Source organism: Massilia oculi (assembly GCF_017582745.1).
GTDB lineage: Bacteria > Pseudomonadota > Gammaproteobacteria > Burkholderiales > Burkholderiaceae_D > Telluria > Telluria oculi_A.
In genome coordinates, this window is sequence record NZ_JAFVIM010000014.1 from 49,383 (window position 1) to 64,144 (window position 14,762).

Sequence of the window (14,762 nt, forward strand, 5' to 3'; positions counted from 1 at the left end):
GTTTCGTCATGCATCCCCTCCCTCGTACGAAGAGCAATTTGTATTGACAATCCGTAACGACACTTGTGCTTTTATTAGGTTATCCCTATCGAATAACTAAACACGATAGCTTGGCATAAGGAGATACGATTGGCGGTGACTTTTGGTTTCCTGCACGATCCTGTCCATGAACCTGACACACGATCGACACAGTCACCTGGCGGGCCTGATCACCGCCGCGGCAACCGGGGACCACACGGCATTCCGGGAATTGCACGCCCTGACCCACGACTACCTGTATCACACGGCCCTGCGCCTGCTGCGGCTGCCAAGCCTGGCGGAAGACGTGCTGCAGGATGCCTACCTCAGCATCTGGCTGCATGCGAAATCCTTCCGTCCCGGCCAGGCCAGCCCGATGACCTGGCTGATCGCCATCGTCAGGAACCGCGCCTTCAGCATCCTGCGCAGTAACCGCAACGGCATCGCCTCGCTGATGTCGGAAGAAGACCCGGCGCTGCTGGCCGAAGTGGAGCAAAGGGATGGCCTCGACCTCGACCCTGGCGCCCAGGTCTTCGACGCGGTGGCGCGCATGCGCCTGGAACAGGCGATGGCGCGGCTGGAACCGGCCCAGCGCCAGAGCATCGCGCTGGCCTTTGGGCAGGAATTGACGCATGCCGAGATCGCGCGCCATCTCGGGGTGCCGCTGGGTACGGCGAAAAGCTGGTTGCGGCGCGGCCTGGAACGGCTGCGCGTCTGCCTGGAGGAACCGGGGGACGTCCAGCCGATCATGGTGTCGGAGACGCGCCGGCGCGCGATGGTCGATCTGCGTACGGAAAAGCGCCGGCGTGGCGTCAAGGCGCCGCCGGTCAAGGAGCGGCTTGGCGCGAAGGTCAGGCGCCCCGCTGGTCCCACACTCGCGGGCTGCCTTCCATGACTTCCTGCATCTGGGTGCGGAGCCACAGCAATCCCGGATCGCCGTCGCTGCTCGGATGCCACGCCATGCACAGCGTATAGGTCAGGAAGGGAAACGCCAGGTCGACCACATCGACGGAGGAGTCGTTATAGGGCGCGATGAAGGCCGGCACGGTGCACACCAGGTCACTCTGGCCGACGATCGCTGCGACCGCGCTGAAGTCGCGCACCGCCATCATCGTGTGGCGCGAATGGCCCAACCGGTACAGCTGTTCGTCCATGAATCCGTGCAGGTTGCTGTCGCGCGCCACGTTCACGTGATCCAGCTTGCAGTATTCGCCCAGGGGCACCGGGACATTTCCGCGCGGATGTCCCTTGCGCTGCACCATCACGTAGGGCGTCGTCATCAACTCGCGGCTCAGGAGGCCCGACGGTAGCAGGCAGGCCGTGCTGAAGCACAGGTCCACGTCGCCTTTTTCGAGCTTGCTCGCCAGGTCGCTCTCGTCCGGCGCAGCCAGGGTCAGGCGCAGGTTCTTGTTGCCGACCGCCTGCATGCGCTGCGCCAGGCCCGGCAGGATCACGGCGGCGCCCGTGTTGTTGGCGACGATATTGAAGGTGCGCGCCGCGCTCCCGGGATCGAAGTCGTCGGTGTCGAAGCGCACCGCCGCATTCAGTCCAGCCAGCGCGGGCTGCAGCCGGCGGTGCAGCTTGAGCGCGAACGGCGACGGCGCCAGGCCGCGCCCGCTCTCGGCCGGCACCAGCAGCGGATCGTTGAACAGCTGGCGCAGGCGCGACAGCTGCGCCGACAGCGCCGGCTGACTCACGTGCAGGCGCGCCGCGGCGCGCGTGACGTTGCACTCCTCGAGCAACACGTTCAACGATAGGAGCAATGGCAGGTCGGCGCCGCGCAAGGACGGCGCGACGCGCGAAAGGAATAGTGGCTTGTTCATGGCGTTGATCTTTCAGGAAGTCCGCAGGAGGCCCTCGCGCCTCCTGCAAACGTTTTCATTAGTATGACGTCATACGGTGGGTATGGTGCCGCCGTCGATGACGAACTCGGCGCCGTGGACCGAGGCCGCCAGCGGCGACAACAAGAAGGCGACCAGTTCGGCGACTTCCTCGGGTTTGCCGGGGCGTCCGATCGGGATGCCGCCGAGCGACGCCATCACCCGTTCGCGGGCGGCCTCGATGCCGCCGCCGCCGTGCTCCGCCAGGCGCTCGAGGAACGCATGGGCGGCGGTGGTTTCGATGAAGCCGGGGGCGACAGCGTTGACGCGGATGCCGCGCGGCCCGAATTCATTGGCCAGCGACTTGCTGTAGCTGGCCAGGGCGGCCTTCGCCGCGGCGTAGGCGACGGTCGATTCGTACAGGGGCAGGCGGCGCTGGATCGAGGTGATGTGCACGATGGCGCCGGCGCCCCGCTCCACCATCGCCGGCAGGAAGGCGCGGTCGACCCGCACCGCGCTCATCAGGTTGAGCTGGAGCGCCTCGTCCCACATGGCATCGGTCAGGGCCAGCGCGCCCCCGCCCGGCGCCGACGATCCGCCGACGTTATTGACCAACAGGTCGAGGTGGCCGAACTCGCCCTGGACGGTGTCCATCAGGCGGCGCACGCCGTCGACGCTGACCAGGTCGGCCTCCACGTAGCGCACCGATGCCACCGGATCTTCCGGCTGCTTGCGCGCCGGGGCGATCACGGTCGCGCCGCGCGCGGCCAGCGCGCGCACGATGGCCGCGCCCATGCCCTTGGTGCCGCCGGTGACCAGCGCCCGCTTGCCTTCGAAAGCGTAGTTGTTCATGGCGTTGCTCATGGCTTGACCTCCAGCGAAGCGATGCTGTTGGACTGCAGTGCGAAGTGGAAGGCGAGCGTGATCGGGCTTCCGGGAAAGTTGCCGCTCACTTCGGCGCGCAGGGCATAGCCATCGTCCTGGCCGTCGATGCGGTCGAGACCGAGGGGGACCATGGTGGCGCCGTACTTGCGCGCGGTGTCCCCGGCCCAGGCGGCGATGTCCGCGCGGCCGCGATGCAGGTGGCCCTCGTCGTGCACGGTAGCGTCGGGCAGGAAGGCGGCGGCCACGCGCGGGGCATCCTGCGCGTTGCTGGCCTCGACATACGTCGAAATGGCGGTAGGCAGATTGATCATTCTGGGTTCTCCTTGAAAGTAGGTACTTCCAGTGTAGAGTCCACCACTATGGTGAAAAAGATCCAAAAAAGATATGCTCAATAAACCTAAAGTTCGTAATCAATTGTCCAAATACTCCCGTGAGTTCTCTTGAACTGATCCGTCTCTTTCTCGCCGTCGCCGAGCACCGCAGCTTCACGCTGGCCGCCAGGCGCCTCAACGTCAGCCCCACGGCGGTCAGCAAGGGCGTGCGCGCGCTGGAAGCCAGGCACGGGGTACCGCTATTTACCCGCACCACCCGCAGCGTGTCCCTCACCGACGCCGGCGCCAGCCTGCTCGCCGTCCTGAAACCGGCGGTGAGCCAGATCGAGGACGCCTTCTCGGAACTGGAACAATTCCAGCGCCGCCCCGCCGGCCGCATCCGCATGACCGCCCCGCGCGCCCTCGGACGCCTGGTGGCGGGGGTGCTGGTGCCGCGCATGCGCGCGAGCCACCCCGACATCAGCTTCGACCTGTCGCTCGACGACGGCCTGGTCGACCTGGTGGCCGCCGGCTTCGACGCCGGCATCCGCCTCGGCCAGGCGATCGCCCAGGACATGGTCGCCATCCGCCTCAGCCGCCCCTTGTCCTGGTCGATCGTCGCCTCGCCCGCCTACTTCGAGCGGCATGGCATGCCCTCTCACCCGCGCGAACTGCTGCAGCACCGCACCATCCGCTACCGTTTCACGACCTCCGGCGTCCTGCCGCCGTGGAACTTCCGTGACCACGAAGGTGACGCCGACTACCAGCTCGATCTCGATGCCGCGCTGTGCGCCAACGACACCGGCATGATCGCCGAGCTGGCGCGCAAGGGGCTGGGCATCGCCCGCCTGCCGGACATCGAGATCGCCGAGGACCTGCGCCATGGCCGCCTGGTGCGGGTGCTCGCTCCCTACGTGCCGGCCACGTCCGGCCTCTACCTTTACTTCCCGATGCGCAGCCAGCACCAGTCCAAGATGCGGGCCCTGGTCGACGAGGCGTCGCGGCTGGCCGGCGAAGGCCTGCTCGACGTCTCGTTCGGCTAGCGGCCTGTCCTCCTCAGTTGGCGCCGGTGGCCGCGACCGCGTCCAGGATCACCTTGGCGACGTCGGCCGGACGCGATTGCTGCGGCACGTGGCTGGCAGGCAGGTCGGTGACCTTGGCGCCGATCTTCTTCGCCATCGCGCGCTGCAGGCCGGGATCGATCATGCGGTCGCGGGCGCTGACGATGAACCACGACGGCTTGCCGTTCCAGGCGGCGTTCGTCACCTTGTCGCTGAAGGCCTTGGCCTGGATCGGGCCCTGGGTCGCGGTCATCACGGCGGCTTGGGCGGCCGGCACGTCCTGGGCGAAGTCTTCACGCATCGCGGCTTCGGGCAGGCTCAGGAAACCTTCCTTATCAGCAACGAAACGCTTGCTGCCGGGGGCGGCCGGATAACCCTCGCCGGTTTCGGCGGTGGACTTGCCGGCCTCCGGCGCGAACGCCGCCACGTACACCAGGCTGCCCACCTTGTCGTGCTGGCCGGCCTCGGTGATCACGGTGCCGCCCCAGGAGTGGCCGACCAGCACCACCTTGCCCGGCTGGGTCTCGATCGCGCGCTTGGCGGCGGCGACGTCGTCGGCCAGCGAGGTCAGCGGGTTCTGGACCGCGGTAACCTTCACGCCCTTGGCCTGCAGCAACGGAATGACCTTGGCCCAGTCCGAGCCGTCGGCGAAGGCGCCGTGCACGATCACGACGGAGGGTTTGGCGCTCGCCTTGACGTCGGCGGCGTGGACGTTGGCGCCGATGGTGGCGAGGGCGGCGGCGATGGCCAGGGTGCGCAGGTGGCGTTTGACGGTCATGATGTTCTCCTAAAGGTGTTGTTGGGTAAGTGAAGCCAGTGTAGGGAAAGACACATCGTCACGGTATCGGTCGATCGACCGAGGCGACCGATGTTTCAGAAGGCCATCCTGCACCGCCCACTGCGCGTCCACTTCCGATATACGTCACCACCGCCGAACTGGATGCACCAACACACACCTTTTTTTGCTCAGTCGAACACCGGCGTCTCCACGCCCAGCAATTTGTGGATCTTTGGTGACGTCGTCGTATACAACATATGCACCTTCTTGTCGGGGAAGACATAGGCCGCAGCGCCGAAGGCCGCCAGCGCCGCCTCGTGAAAGCCCGACAGGATCAGCTTTTTCTTGCCGTGATAGGTATTGATGTCGCCGACGGCGAAGATGCCCGCCTCGCTGGTCTCGAAGGTCGCGGTATCGCGCACCCGCAACTGGCGCATCTCCATGTCCAGCCCCCAGTCGACGATCGGTCCCAACATCGGCAGCAGGCCGAAGAACGCCATCAGGACGTCGACCGGCACGCGCCTGGTCACACCGTCGGCGCCCGCCACCTTCACTTCGGACAGCCGGCCGCCCTGCACGTCGAAACCCGTGACCTGCCCCGCGATGAACTGCATCGCCTGCGCATCGCACAGCGCCTTCATCTTCGCGATCGAGGCCGGGGCGGCGCGAAAGCTCTCGGTGCGGTGCACCAGCACCACCGATTCCGCCTTGCCCACGAACTCCAGCGCCCAGTCCAGCGCCGAATCCCCGCCGCCGCAGATCACCAGCTGCCGGCCATGGAAGCGCTCCGGGTGCTTGACCCGGTAGAACAGCTGGCTGCCCTCGAAGCGGTCGATGCCGGCCACCTTCAGCTTGCGCGGCTGGAAGGCGCCGACGCCGGCCGCGATGATGACCGTCTTCGCGATGAAGCGCGTGCCGAGCGAGGTCTCGAGGTCGAAGCGGCGGTCGGCGCGCCGTTGCACGGTCGTCACTTCCTGGCCCAGGTGGAAAACCGGTTCAAACGGCGCGATCTGCCGCATCAGATTGTCGGTCAGTTCGCGCCCGGTGAGCACGGGCGCGGCCGGGATGTCGTAGATCGGCTTGTCCGGATACAACTCCATGCACTGCCCGCCCACGGCGCCGAGCGAATCGATCACGTGGGCCCGGATGTCGAGCAGGCCCAGTTCGAAGACCTGGAACAGGCCGACCGGGCCGGCGCCGACGATGACGGCGTCGGCTTCGATGGCGCCATGGTCGGCCTGGAATGCGGGCCGGGCGAGGCGCGGGGTGTCGTAGGGTGTATTCATGTGCGGTGTCCTTGAGGGAGAGAGCCGGCGAGCGGCGACAGGACATTTATAATTCCTCAAGCTCACTTGAGGTCAAGTGAGCGCCTGGGCAAAACCGACGTGGCGAGCGGCTTCGGGCGCTCTGATTTACCACAATATAATTTTGCCAACGGGAAATATTTTGCTCTGGAGGTATATGGCGGCGAGCATCCAGACGTTACAATCAACGGGTGGCTACCCATGATTTCCCTATGACAGAACAGCAGGCCCCGCCCTCTTCCGGCGCATCCGGAAACGCGGAAGGACCGCTGCCGGGCGCCGGCCAGGCGGTCCTGGCGCGTCCTGTTGTGGCAATCATGCAACCCTACTTCCTGCCCTATATCGGTTACTTCCAGCTGATCGCCGCCGCCGATCAATTCGTCGTCTACGACAATATCAAGTACACCAAGAAGGGCTGGATCAATCGCAACCGCATGCTGAGCAATGGCACAGACGTCATGTTTTCGTTGCCACTGAAAAATGCCTCCGATCACCTCGACGTGGTCGCGCGCGAGCTGGCCCCCGGTCCCCATCGCTGGCTGGCCCAGCTCAAGGGCGCCTACCGGAATGCGCCGCAGTATGCCGAGACCATGCCGCTGCTGGAGGCGATCGCCGCCTGTCCCGAGACGAACCTGTTCCGCTTCCTGCACCACGCCCTGCTGCAATGCTGCGCCCACCTGGCGATCGACACCCCGGTCCGCGTCTCGTCCGGGGTGGCCATCGACCACGGCCTGGCGGCCCAGGACAAGGTGCTGGCGCTGTGCCAGGCACTGGGCGCGCGCAGCTACCTCAATCCGATCGGCGGCACCGAACTGTATGCGCACGCGGCGTTTGCCGCGCGCGGCATCGACCTGCACTTCCTGCGCGCGCGGCCGCTGGCCTACCCGCAATCCGGCGCGCCCTTCATCCCCTGGCTGTCGATCGTGGACGTCCTGATGTTCAACCCGCTTGAAACGGTGCGCGCCTGGGTGCGCGGCCACTATGAACTGCTCTGATATGTTCACCTGGAAGAAACTGGGGAAGGTCTTCACCCCGCAGGAAGTGCCCGGCCGTGACTGGCTGCGCGAGTTCGCCCAGGCCCCGGCGACCCTGGTGTTCGACGACTACGTGCGGGTGTACTTCTCGTGCCGCCCCGGTCCGGACGCCAACGGCCAGTACGTCAGTTATTCGGCCTGGGTCGATCTCGACCGGCGCGACCTCACCCGCGTGCTGCGCGTGGCCGAGCAGCCGATCCTGCCGCTCGGCGGCCTCGGTGAATTCGACGAGTTCGGCACCTATCCGGTGTCGGTGGTGCGCGACGGCGACCTGGTGCGCGCCTACTACGCCGGCTGGACCCGCTGCGAATCCGTTCCCTTCAACGTCGCCATCGGCATGGCCACCAGCAGCGACGGCGGCGCCACCTTCAGCAAGGCCGGCCGCGGTCCGGTGCTGTCCTATACCCGGCATGAACCCTTCGTGCTGAGCGGCCCCAAGATCCGCCGCTTCGACGACGGCTGGCAGCTGTTCTACATCGCCGGACGCAAATGGAAGCTGGTCGACGGCCGCGCCGAACCGGTCTACAAGATCCGCATGGCCACGTCCAGCGACGGCCTGCACTGGCTGCCCGCCAACCGCGACCTGATCGAGAGCCGGGTCGAGCCGGACGAAGCCCAGGCCAGCCCGGACGTGATCCACGCGAACGGCAAATACCATATGTTCTTCTGCTACCGTTACAGTAGCAATTACCGGGGCAAGGAATTCGGCTACCGCATCGGCTATGCATCCAGCACCGACCTGCTGCACTGGACGCGCGACGACGACAAGGCCGGCCTGGATGTTTCGGACAACGGCTGGGACGACGAAATGGTCAGCTATCCGCACGTGTTCGAGCTCGATGGCCGCACCTATATGGCCTACCTCGGCAACGGCGTCGGCCGCTACGGCTTCGGCCTGGCCGTGCTCGACGGCGAACTGGAGTGATGCGATGAAGTGGCGCAAAATCGGCAAGATCTTTGACCCCTCGCAGCATGCGCTGCCGAACGGCTGCGAGCTGTTCGCCCAGTCGCCGCAGGCGCTGGTGTGCGACGACCACGTGCGCATCTATTTCTCGACCCGCGCGCGCGACGCCAGCGGCAAGTTCCTGAGCCATGTCGCGTATGTCGACATGGACCGCAGTCTCGGGCGCATCCTGCGCGTGGCCGACCATACGGTGTTGCCCTTGGGCGAACTGGGCGCCTTCGACGAACACGGCATTTTCCCCATCAACCCGGTCCGCCATGGCTACCGGGTGCTTGCCTACACCACCGGCTGGAACCGCCGCGTGTCGGTCTCGGTCGACACCGCGATCGGCCTGGCCGTCAGCACCGATGGCGGACGCACCTTCGTCCGCGACGGCGTCGGACCGGTGCTGGCCCAGTCGCTGCACGAGCCCTGCCTGGTGGGCGACGGCTTCGTGCAAGTGATCGAAGGCGTGTTCCACATGTGGTACATCTTCGGCACCGGCTGGAAGCGTTATGCTCCCGACGCCGCGCCCGACCGCACCTACAAGATCGGCCACGCGACCTCGGGCGACGGCGTGCACTGGATCAAGGAAGAGGCACGCCAGATCGTGGCCGACCGCCTGGGTCCGGACGAAAGCCAGGCCCTGCCCACGGTGACCGAGATCGACGGCCGCCATCACATGTTCTTCTGCTACCGGCAATCGTCCGATTTCCGCACCAATGCCGGTCGCGGCTACCGCATCGGCCATGCCTGGAGCGACGACCTGCAGAACTGGACCCGCGACGACGACCAGATCCCGCTCGCCATCGAGCCCGGCGCCTGGGACGGCGACATGCAGTGCTACCCGCATGTGTTCAAGGTCGACGACCGGATCTGCCTGCTCTACAACGGCAACGAGTTCGGACGCCATGGCTTCGGCCTGGCGCTGCTGGAACGATGAGCGCCAGCGCCGAACAGGTCGCGCTCCTGCTGCGCGCGTGCGACGCCGGCTTCGTGCCGCCGCTGTCGGCGCGCGTGGACATCGACGCCTACGCCGCCAAGCTGGCCGCCCAGGCGGCCCTGGTCGAGGCCTGGGACGGCGACGCCCTGGCCGGACTGGTCGCGATCTATTGCAATAACCACGACACCGGCATCGCCTATGTCTCCAACGTCAGCGTCGCCCCCGGCCACACGCGACGCGGCATCGCCGGCCGCCTGCTGGGCGAGGCGCTGGCGCGCGCCCGGGCGGCCGGCATGCGCGGCGCGGCCCTGGCCGTCCACGACGCCAACGCCGCTGCGCTGGCGCTGTACCGCAAGCATGGCTTCATGCCGGCCGGCGCATCCGGCCCTGACCTGCGCATGGAACTGGCATTCACTTCGGAGCATCCACAATGAACGACTCCCGCGACTACAACGCCGAGGCCAGGGACGCCCTCGGCCACCGCTACGCCTACGGCTTCGACTTCGACGTCATGCACCCCTATTTCATCCGCAGCTTCGCGCCGTTCTTCCGGCCCGGCAGCCTGCTGGAGCTGGGCTGCTTCCAGGGCGCGCTGACGCGCCGCCTGCTCGAGCACTTCGACGACGTCACCTGCGTCGAGGCCTCGAGCGAGGCGCTGGGCGAAGCGCGCGCCGTGGTCGGCGAACGCGCCGAGCTGGTGCACGCCCGGTTCGAGGACGTGACGCTGCCGCGCCGCTACGACAATATCGTCCTGACCCATGTGCTGGAACACCTGGACGATCCGGTCGGCCTGCTGCGCCGGATCAACGACGAGTGGCTGGCGCCGGGCGGCCGCCTGTTCCTGGTGTGCCCCAACGCCAATGCGCCGTCGCGCCAGATCGCGGTCAAGATGGGCCTGATCACCCATAACGCCGCCGTCACGCCGGCCGAGGCCGAACACGGCCACCGCATCACCTACAGCCTCGACACGCTCGAGCGCGACGCCGTCGCAGGCGGCCTGGCGGTGCGCCACCGCTCCGGCATCTTCTTCAAGGCCCTGGCCAACTTCCAGTGGGACCGCCTGCTGCAGACCGACATCATCTCGCCGGCCTACCTGGACGGCTGCTACGCCCTCGGCCAGCAATACCCGGACCTGTGCTCCAGCATCTTCCTGCTGTGCGAAGCCGGCTCCACACGACTGACTGCATTTCCTCCATCCAGAACTGCGTACCCATGAATCAATCCGACTCCCCCGTAGCTGTCAAGGAAATCGAACAACGACGACGCGCTGTGCGCGCCAATCCGCGCAACGCGCAAGCCCATGCCATGCTTGGCATGGCACTGCAAAAACACGGCCACTTTCGTGAAGCAGTGAAAAGTCAGCGCCGTGCGCTCGAACTCGACTCCAGGCTGGTCGCCCTGCACGGCATCATGGCAGCGGCGCTGTACGAGATCGGCGAGTATCGAGCCGCGGCCGATCACTACAGCCAAGCGCTGAAAAATGAGCCGCACAAAGCGGACCTGCAACGCGGTCTGAGCGAAGCGCTGCGCATGTCGGGCGAATCGCGTGCCGCACTCGACGCCGCCAGGCAGGCCGCCGCATTGAATCCGGGAAATACCGATATTCTTATTGCCTTAAGCCAGGCTCAACTGGAGCAACGCGATTTCGAAGGCGCTATTGACTCCCTTCGTCAGGTCATCGAACTGGCCCCCGAGTATGCGGCGGCCTGGAGCGACATCGGCCGCGCTGAACATAAGTTGCAGCGCTACGACGATGCTATGCGCAGCTTTACGCGCGCCCTCAGCCTGGATCCGGACAATGCAAGAACGTTCAACTATCGCGGCATTTGCGAGCGCGACATGGGCCAACGCGCCGCTGCCGAAGCGAGTTTTCGCAGGGCGGCGGAACTCGAGCCGGAATCCGCCAAACACTGGCGCGAACTTGGTATCATCATGCAATTGGAGGAGCGGGGGGAAGAGGCGCTGGAGATCCTCCACCATAGTCAGAAGCTTGATCCGAACGACATTTCGACGCTACGGGCTCTGGCCTACAATCATTTCGAAACCGGCCACTGGGACAAGGCGCTCGACGTAACACGTCATGCGATGGCGTGTAATCCTGCGCCCGACCTCCACAGTTCACTACTGTTCATGCTCAGCCATACGACACTAGACCCTGAGGAACTCAAGCGCGAGCATTTCAATTATGCGACGCGCTGGGAAGCACCGCTTCGTTCGGCCTGCGCACCTCACCGGAACGACCGCGATCCGCAGCGCAAAATTCGGGTCGGCTTCGTCTCTGCAGACTTACGAAACCACGCGGTGGCCCGTTTCATTGAGCCGATTTTCGGCATGCTGTGCCAAAGCGATCAACTGGAGTTCTTCGTCTACTTCAATCACGTTCAAGAAGACGAAATGACCCAGCGCCTGCGTTCGTACATGCCGAACTGGCGCAATATCGCGGCACTCTCGGATAGCCAGGCTGAAAGCATGATCCGCGCCGATGCGATCGACATCCTGATCGACCTGTCCGGCCATTCCGGAAGTAACCGCCTGCCGCTGTTCGCCCGGAAGCCGGCGCCCATCCAGGCAAGCTGGATCGGTTACGCCGGCACCACCGGATTACAGGCGATGGACTACTACATCAGCGACCAGTTTCACCTGCCTGAAGGACGCTACGATGACCAGTTCACTGAAAAGATTGTGCGCCTGCCTCTGAGCGCGCCATTCCTGCCACCACCGGTTGCACCGGACGTCAACTTGCTTCCGGCATTAACCAACAGTTACATCACCTTCGGCAGTTTCCACCGTTCAAGCAAGATCAGCCGTGCAACCATTGCCCTTTGGGGCAAACTGCTGCGCAGTGTACCCACATCCAGGCTCCTGCTCGGCGGCCAGCGCTCCGGCACTGACCAGAATTTGCTGGCTTGGCTGGACGAAGAGGGTATCGACCGCGACCGTATCATGATCCGCCAGCGTGCTCCAGTCCAGGAGTACATGGCACAGCACCGCGAGGTCGATGTCTGCCTCAGTCCTTTCCCCTACTCGGGATCGACGACCATCTGCTACGCTTTGTGGATGGGAGTACCTACGCTGGTGACGATCGGACCGACCAACCCCAGCCACTCCGCAGTCTGCTATCTTGCTCACCTTGGCTTGAGCTCATTCCTGGCCGATGACGATGCCAGTTTTGTCGCATTGGGCAGTTTCCTGGCACAGAACCCAGATGCGCTGGCCGCACTGCGCAGCACGATGCGGGAGCGCTTCAACAATTCAGTGGTTGGCTATCCCGGCGTCACCGCAGTCAGCCTGGAATATGCGTTTCGCCAGATGTGGCGGCACTGGTGTGCGGGCGATCCTGCTGCCCCCCTACGGGTGCGCCTCTCCGACCTAGCTGGAGGCGCCGAGGAAAGCACATGAAAACTATCCGCACCGACGCCGACCTTGCGATCAACGGAGCCGCGCCGGCATTCGAAGCCCCCCTGCACGTCGGACGTCCGAACATTGGCGACAGGCAGGCCTTCCTGGCGTATGTGGACCAGATCTTCGAGCGCCGCTGGCTCAGCAACGACGGCCCGCTGGTCCAGGAGTTCGAGGCGCGTGTCGCGGCCCACCTGGGGGTGCGCCACTGCGTTGCCATGTGCAATGGCACCATCGCGCTCGAGATCGCCATCCGCGCCACCGGCATGGAGGGCGAAGTCATCGTTCCCTCGTATACCTTCGTCGCCACCGCCCATGCGTTGCAGTGGCAGGGCATCACGCCGGTGTTCGCCGACATCGATCCGCGGACCCATACGCTCGACCCGGACGCGGTGCGACGCATGATCACGCCGCGCACGACCGGCATCATCGGCGTGCACCTGTGGGGCCGCGCGGCGCCGGTTGACGCGCTGCAGGCGCTCGCCGACGAGCACGGTCTGAAACTGGTCTACGACTCGGCCCACGCGTTCTCGTGCAGCCATGGCGGCCGCATGATCGGCCACTTCGGTAACTGCGAGGTTCTCAGCTTCCACGCCACCAAGTTCTGCAACAGCTTCGAAGGCGGCGCGGTGGTCACCAACGACGACGCGCTGGCCGACCGCATTCGCCTGATGCGCAACTTCGGCTTCTCTGGCCTGGACCAGGTCAGCCACCCGGGCACTAACGGCAAGATGATCGAGATCGCCGCCGCCATGGGCCTGGTCAATCTGGATGCGATGGACCGCGTGATCGGCGCCAACCGCACCAATTACGAAGCCTACCGAGCGGCACTGGCAGGCATCCCCGGCATCAGCCTTGTCGAGTACGATCAGGCCGAGCGCAACAATTACCAGTATGTGATCGCCGAAGTCGGCGCCGGCTGCCCGGCATCGCGCGATGCCATCGTCAATGCCCTGCGCGCCGAGCGGATCATGGCTCGCCGCTACTTCTGGCCCGGCTGCCACAGGATGGAGCCGTATCGCTCGCTATTCCCCCATGCCGGCCTGATGCTGCCACACACCGAGCGGGTCGCCGCTAGCGTCATCGTGCTTCCGACCGGCGAAACTATGGATGCGCGGCGCATTGCGACCGTAGCCGAGGTGATCCGGGTCGTGACCGGCGCCGCCAATGGTCCCCCAACATACGAGCCAAGCTCTTGATTTCCAGAAAAGGTTTTGGGGCGCTGCGGCGTCTCTTGTCATGGGTCCGGACAAACAGGGATAAACAAATTGAAAAAATTTCCGTGCGGCACTTAATGCCGGCGCAGCGGTGGTCGCCTTGTACTGATGAGATCGAGTAAAACGCTCGATTGACCAAGTCACCCACACCAGGAGTTTTAAAAAATGCTGAGCCTGCATACCAACGTCGCCGCCCTGTCGGCACAGAATTCGATCTCGAAAACCCAAAGCAACCTGTCGACCTCGCAAACCCGCCTGTCGACCGGCTATAGAATCAACTCGGCAATGGATGACGCTGCCGGCCTGCAGATCGCCTCGCGCCTGAAAGCACAGACGTCGGGCATGACCGTTGCAATGCGTAACACCGCGAACTCGACCTCGATGCTGCAGACTGCCGAAGGCGCGCTGGACGAAGTGTCGAACATGCTGATCCGCATGAAAGACCTGGCAACCCAGGCCGCCGATGCCTCGTCGACCGCCAATGACAAAACCGCAATGCAGTCGGAATATGACGCATTGGGCAAAGAATTGGGCAACGTCCTGAAGAACACCACCTTCGGCGGCACCAAGCTGCTGGTCGGCGGTACCGTGGCTGCTGCCATGACCTTCCAGATCGGCGCTTCGTCGAGCGAAACCATGTCAATCAACCTGAGCGCAGATGTCGCCAGCGTCGTTACTGATGTGACCGCAGCAACCTCCAACTATGCTGGTGCCGCAACCGGCACCGAGCTGACCGGTGCAGCCAACACCGCTATCGGCAATCTGGAAACCGCACTGGCATCGGTCAACAAGGTCCGTTCGGGCCTGGGCGCTGCCGCCAACCGTCTGGAACACGTGTACAACAACCTGGCCAACATCAGCACCAACACCAAGGCTGCAACCGGCCAGATCATGGACGTCGACTTCGCCAGCGAAAGCGCGAACATGACCTCCAACCAGATGCTGCTGCAAGCCTCGACCGCCATGTTGAAGCAGGCAAACAGCCAGTCGTCGATGGTCATGTCGCTGCTGCAATAATTCTGGCCACGCCCGGACCTCACTCCGGGTAA

Annotated in this window: 15 protein-coding genes; 10 read left to right on the top strand and 5 right to left on the bottom strand. The window is 64.9% G+C overall.

What is annotated here, in order from left to right; genetic code table 11:
- Positions 1 to 166 precede the first annotated feature (166 nt).
- Positions 167 to 913, top strand: coding sequence for an RNA polymerase sigma factor (locus J3U95_RS16800; protein ID WP_208279824.1), 747 nt, complete (start codon positions 167 to 169; stop codon positions 911 to 913).
- Here J3U95_RS16800 and J3U95_RS16805 read toward each other — a convergent pair.
- The 3 genes from J3U95_RS16805 to J3U95_RS16815 form a co-directional block, all read right to left on the bottom strand.
- Positions 870 to 1,841, bottom strand: a complete 972-nt coding sequence (locus tag J3U95_RS16805) for a LysR family transcriptional regulator (protein WP_208279825.1) — start codon at positions 1,839 to 1,841, stop codon at positions 870 to 872. The two genes, J3U95_RS16800 and J3U95_RS16805, sit on opposite strands and share 44 nt — an antisense overlap.
- A 69-nt stretch (positions 1,842 to 1,910) precedes the next feature.
- A complete protein-coding gene (locus J3U95_RS16810; RefSeq protein ID WP_208279826.1) occupies positions 1,911 to 2,702 on the bottom strand; it encodes an SDR family oxidoreductase in 792 nt (263 codons plus the stop codon).
- The gene (locus J3U95_RS16815) at positions 2,699 to 3,034 is read right to left on the bottom strand and encodes a nuclear transport factor 2 family protein (RefSeq protein ID WP_208279827.1); all 336 of its coding nucleotides are present in this window, start codon (positions 3,032 to 3,034) and stop codon (positions 2,699 to 2,701) included. The genes J3U95_RS16810 and J3U95_RS16815 overlap by 4 nt, the downstream gene beginning before the upstream one ends.
- Before the next feature lie 119 nt (positions 3,035 to 3,153).
- Here J3U95_RS16815 and J3U95_RS16820 point away from each other — a divergent pair, with 119 nt between their 5' ends.
- Complete coding sequence (locus tag J3U95_RS16820; RefSeq protein ID WP_208279828.1) at positions 3,154 to 4,077, top strand: LysR family transcriptional regulator; 924 nt, start codon at positions 3,154 to 3,156, stop codon at positions 4,075 to 4,077.
- Positions 4,078 to 4,090: 13 nt separating this feature from the next.
- Here J3U95_RS16820 and J3U95_RS16825 read toward each other — a convergent pair whose 3' ends face one another.
- Together J3U95_RS16825 and J3U95_RS16830 are read right to left on the bottom strand one after the other, a co-directional pair.
- Positions 4,091 to 4,873 (bottom strand): alpha/beta fold hydrolase, encoded by a 783-nt coding sequence (locus J3U95_RS16825; RefSeq protein ID WP_208279829.1) that lies wholly within the window; start codon positions 4,871 to 4,873, stop codon positions 4,091 to 4,093.
- 188 nt (positions 4,874 to 5,061) lie between these two features.
- Positions 5,062 to 6,159, bottom strand: coding sequence for an NAD(P)/FAD-dependent oxidoreductase (locus J3U95_RS16830; RefSeq protein WP_208279830.1), 1,098 nt, complete (start codon positions 6,157 to 6,159; stop codon positions 5,062 to 5,064).
- Positions 6,160 to 6,389: 230 nt separating this feature from the next.
- On the opposite strand from J3U95_RS16830, the gene J3U95_RS16835 reads away from it, so the two are divergent.
- From J3U95_RS16835 to J3U95_RS16870, 8 genes are all read left to right on the top strand, one after another.
- Positions 6,390 to 7,172 carry a WbqC family protein gene (locus J3U95_RS16835; RefSeq protein WP_208279831.1) on the top strand — a complete coding sequence of 261 codons (783 nt, stop codon included), beginning with the start codon at positions 6,390 to 6,392 and terminating at the stop codon, positions 7,170 to 7,172.
- A gap of 1 nt (position 7,173) precedes the next feature.
- Positions 7,174 to 8,136: a glycoside hydrolase family protein gene (locus J3U95_RS16840; protein WP_208279832.1), complete on the top strand. Its 963-nt coding sequence runs from the start codon at positions 7,174 to 7,176 to the stop codon at positions 8,134 to 8,136.
- 4 nt (positions 8,137 to 8,140) lie between these two features.
- Positions 8,141 to 9,097, top strand: coding sequence for a glycoside hydrolase family protein (locus J3U95_RS16845; protein ID WP_208279833.1), 957 nt, complete (start codon positions 8,141 to 8,143; stop codon positions 9,095 to 9,097).
- Positions 9,094 to 9,531: a GNAT family N-acetyltransferase gene (locus J3U95_RS16850; RefSeq protein WP_208279834.1), complete on the top strand. Its 438-nt coding sequence runs from the start codon at positions 9,094 to 9,096 to the stop codon at positions 9,529 to 9,531. The genes J3U95_RS16845 and J3U95_RS16850 overlap by 4 nt, the downstream gene beginning before the upstream one ends.
- On the top strand, positions 9,528 to 10,313 hold the full coding sequence (locus tag J3U95_RS16855; protein ID WP_208279835.1) for a class I SAM-dependent methyltransferase: 786 nt from the start codon (positions 9,528 to 9,530) through the stop codon (positions 10,311 to 10,313). The genes J3U95_RS16850 and J3U95_RS16855 overlap by 4 nt, the downstream gene beginning before the upstream one ends.
- The gene (locus tag J3U95_RS16860; protein WP_208279836.1) at positions 10,310 to 12,496 is read left to right on the top strand and encodes a tetratricopeptide repeat protein; all 2,187 of its coding nucleotides are present in this window, start codon (positions 10,310 to 10,312) and stop codon (positions 12,494 to 12,496) included. Before J3U95_RS16855 ends, J3U95_RS16860 begins: the two co-directional genes overlap by 4 nt.
- Positions 12,493 to 13,695 (top strand): DegT/DnrJ/EryC1/StrS family aminotransferase, encoded by a 1,203-nt coding sequence (locus J3U95_RS16865; protein WP_208279837.1) that lies wholly within the window; start codon positions 12,493 to 12,495, stop codon positions 13,693 to 13,695. Before J3U95_RS16860 ends, J3U95_RS16865 begins: the two co-directional genes overlap by 4 nt.
- A gap of 183 nt (positions 13,696 to 13,878) precedes the next feature.
- Positions 13,879 to 14,730 (top strand): flagellin N-terminal helical domain-containing protein, encoded by an 852-nt coding sequence (locus J3U95_RS16870; RefSeq protein WP_208279838.1) that lies wholly within the window; start codon positions 13,879 to 13,881, stop codon positions 14,728 to 14,730.
- The last annotated feature ends 32 nt before the right edge of the window (positions 14,731 to 14,762 follow it).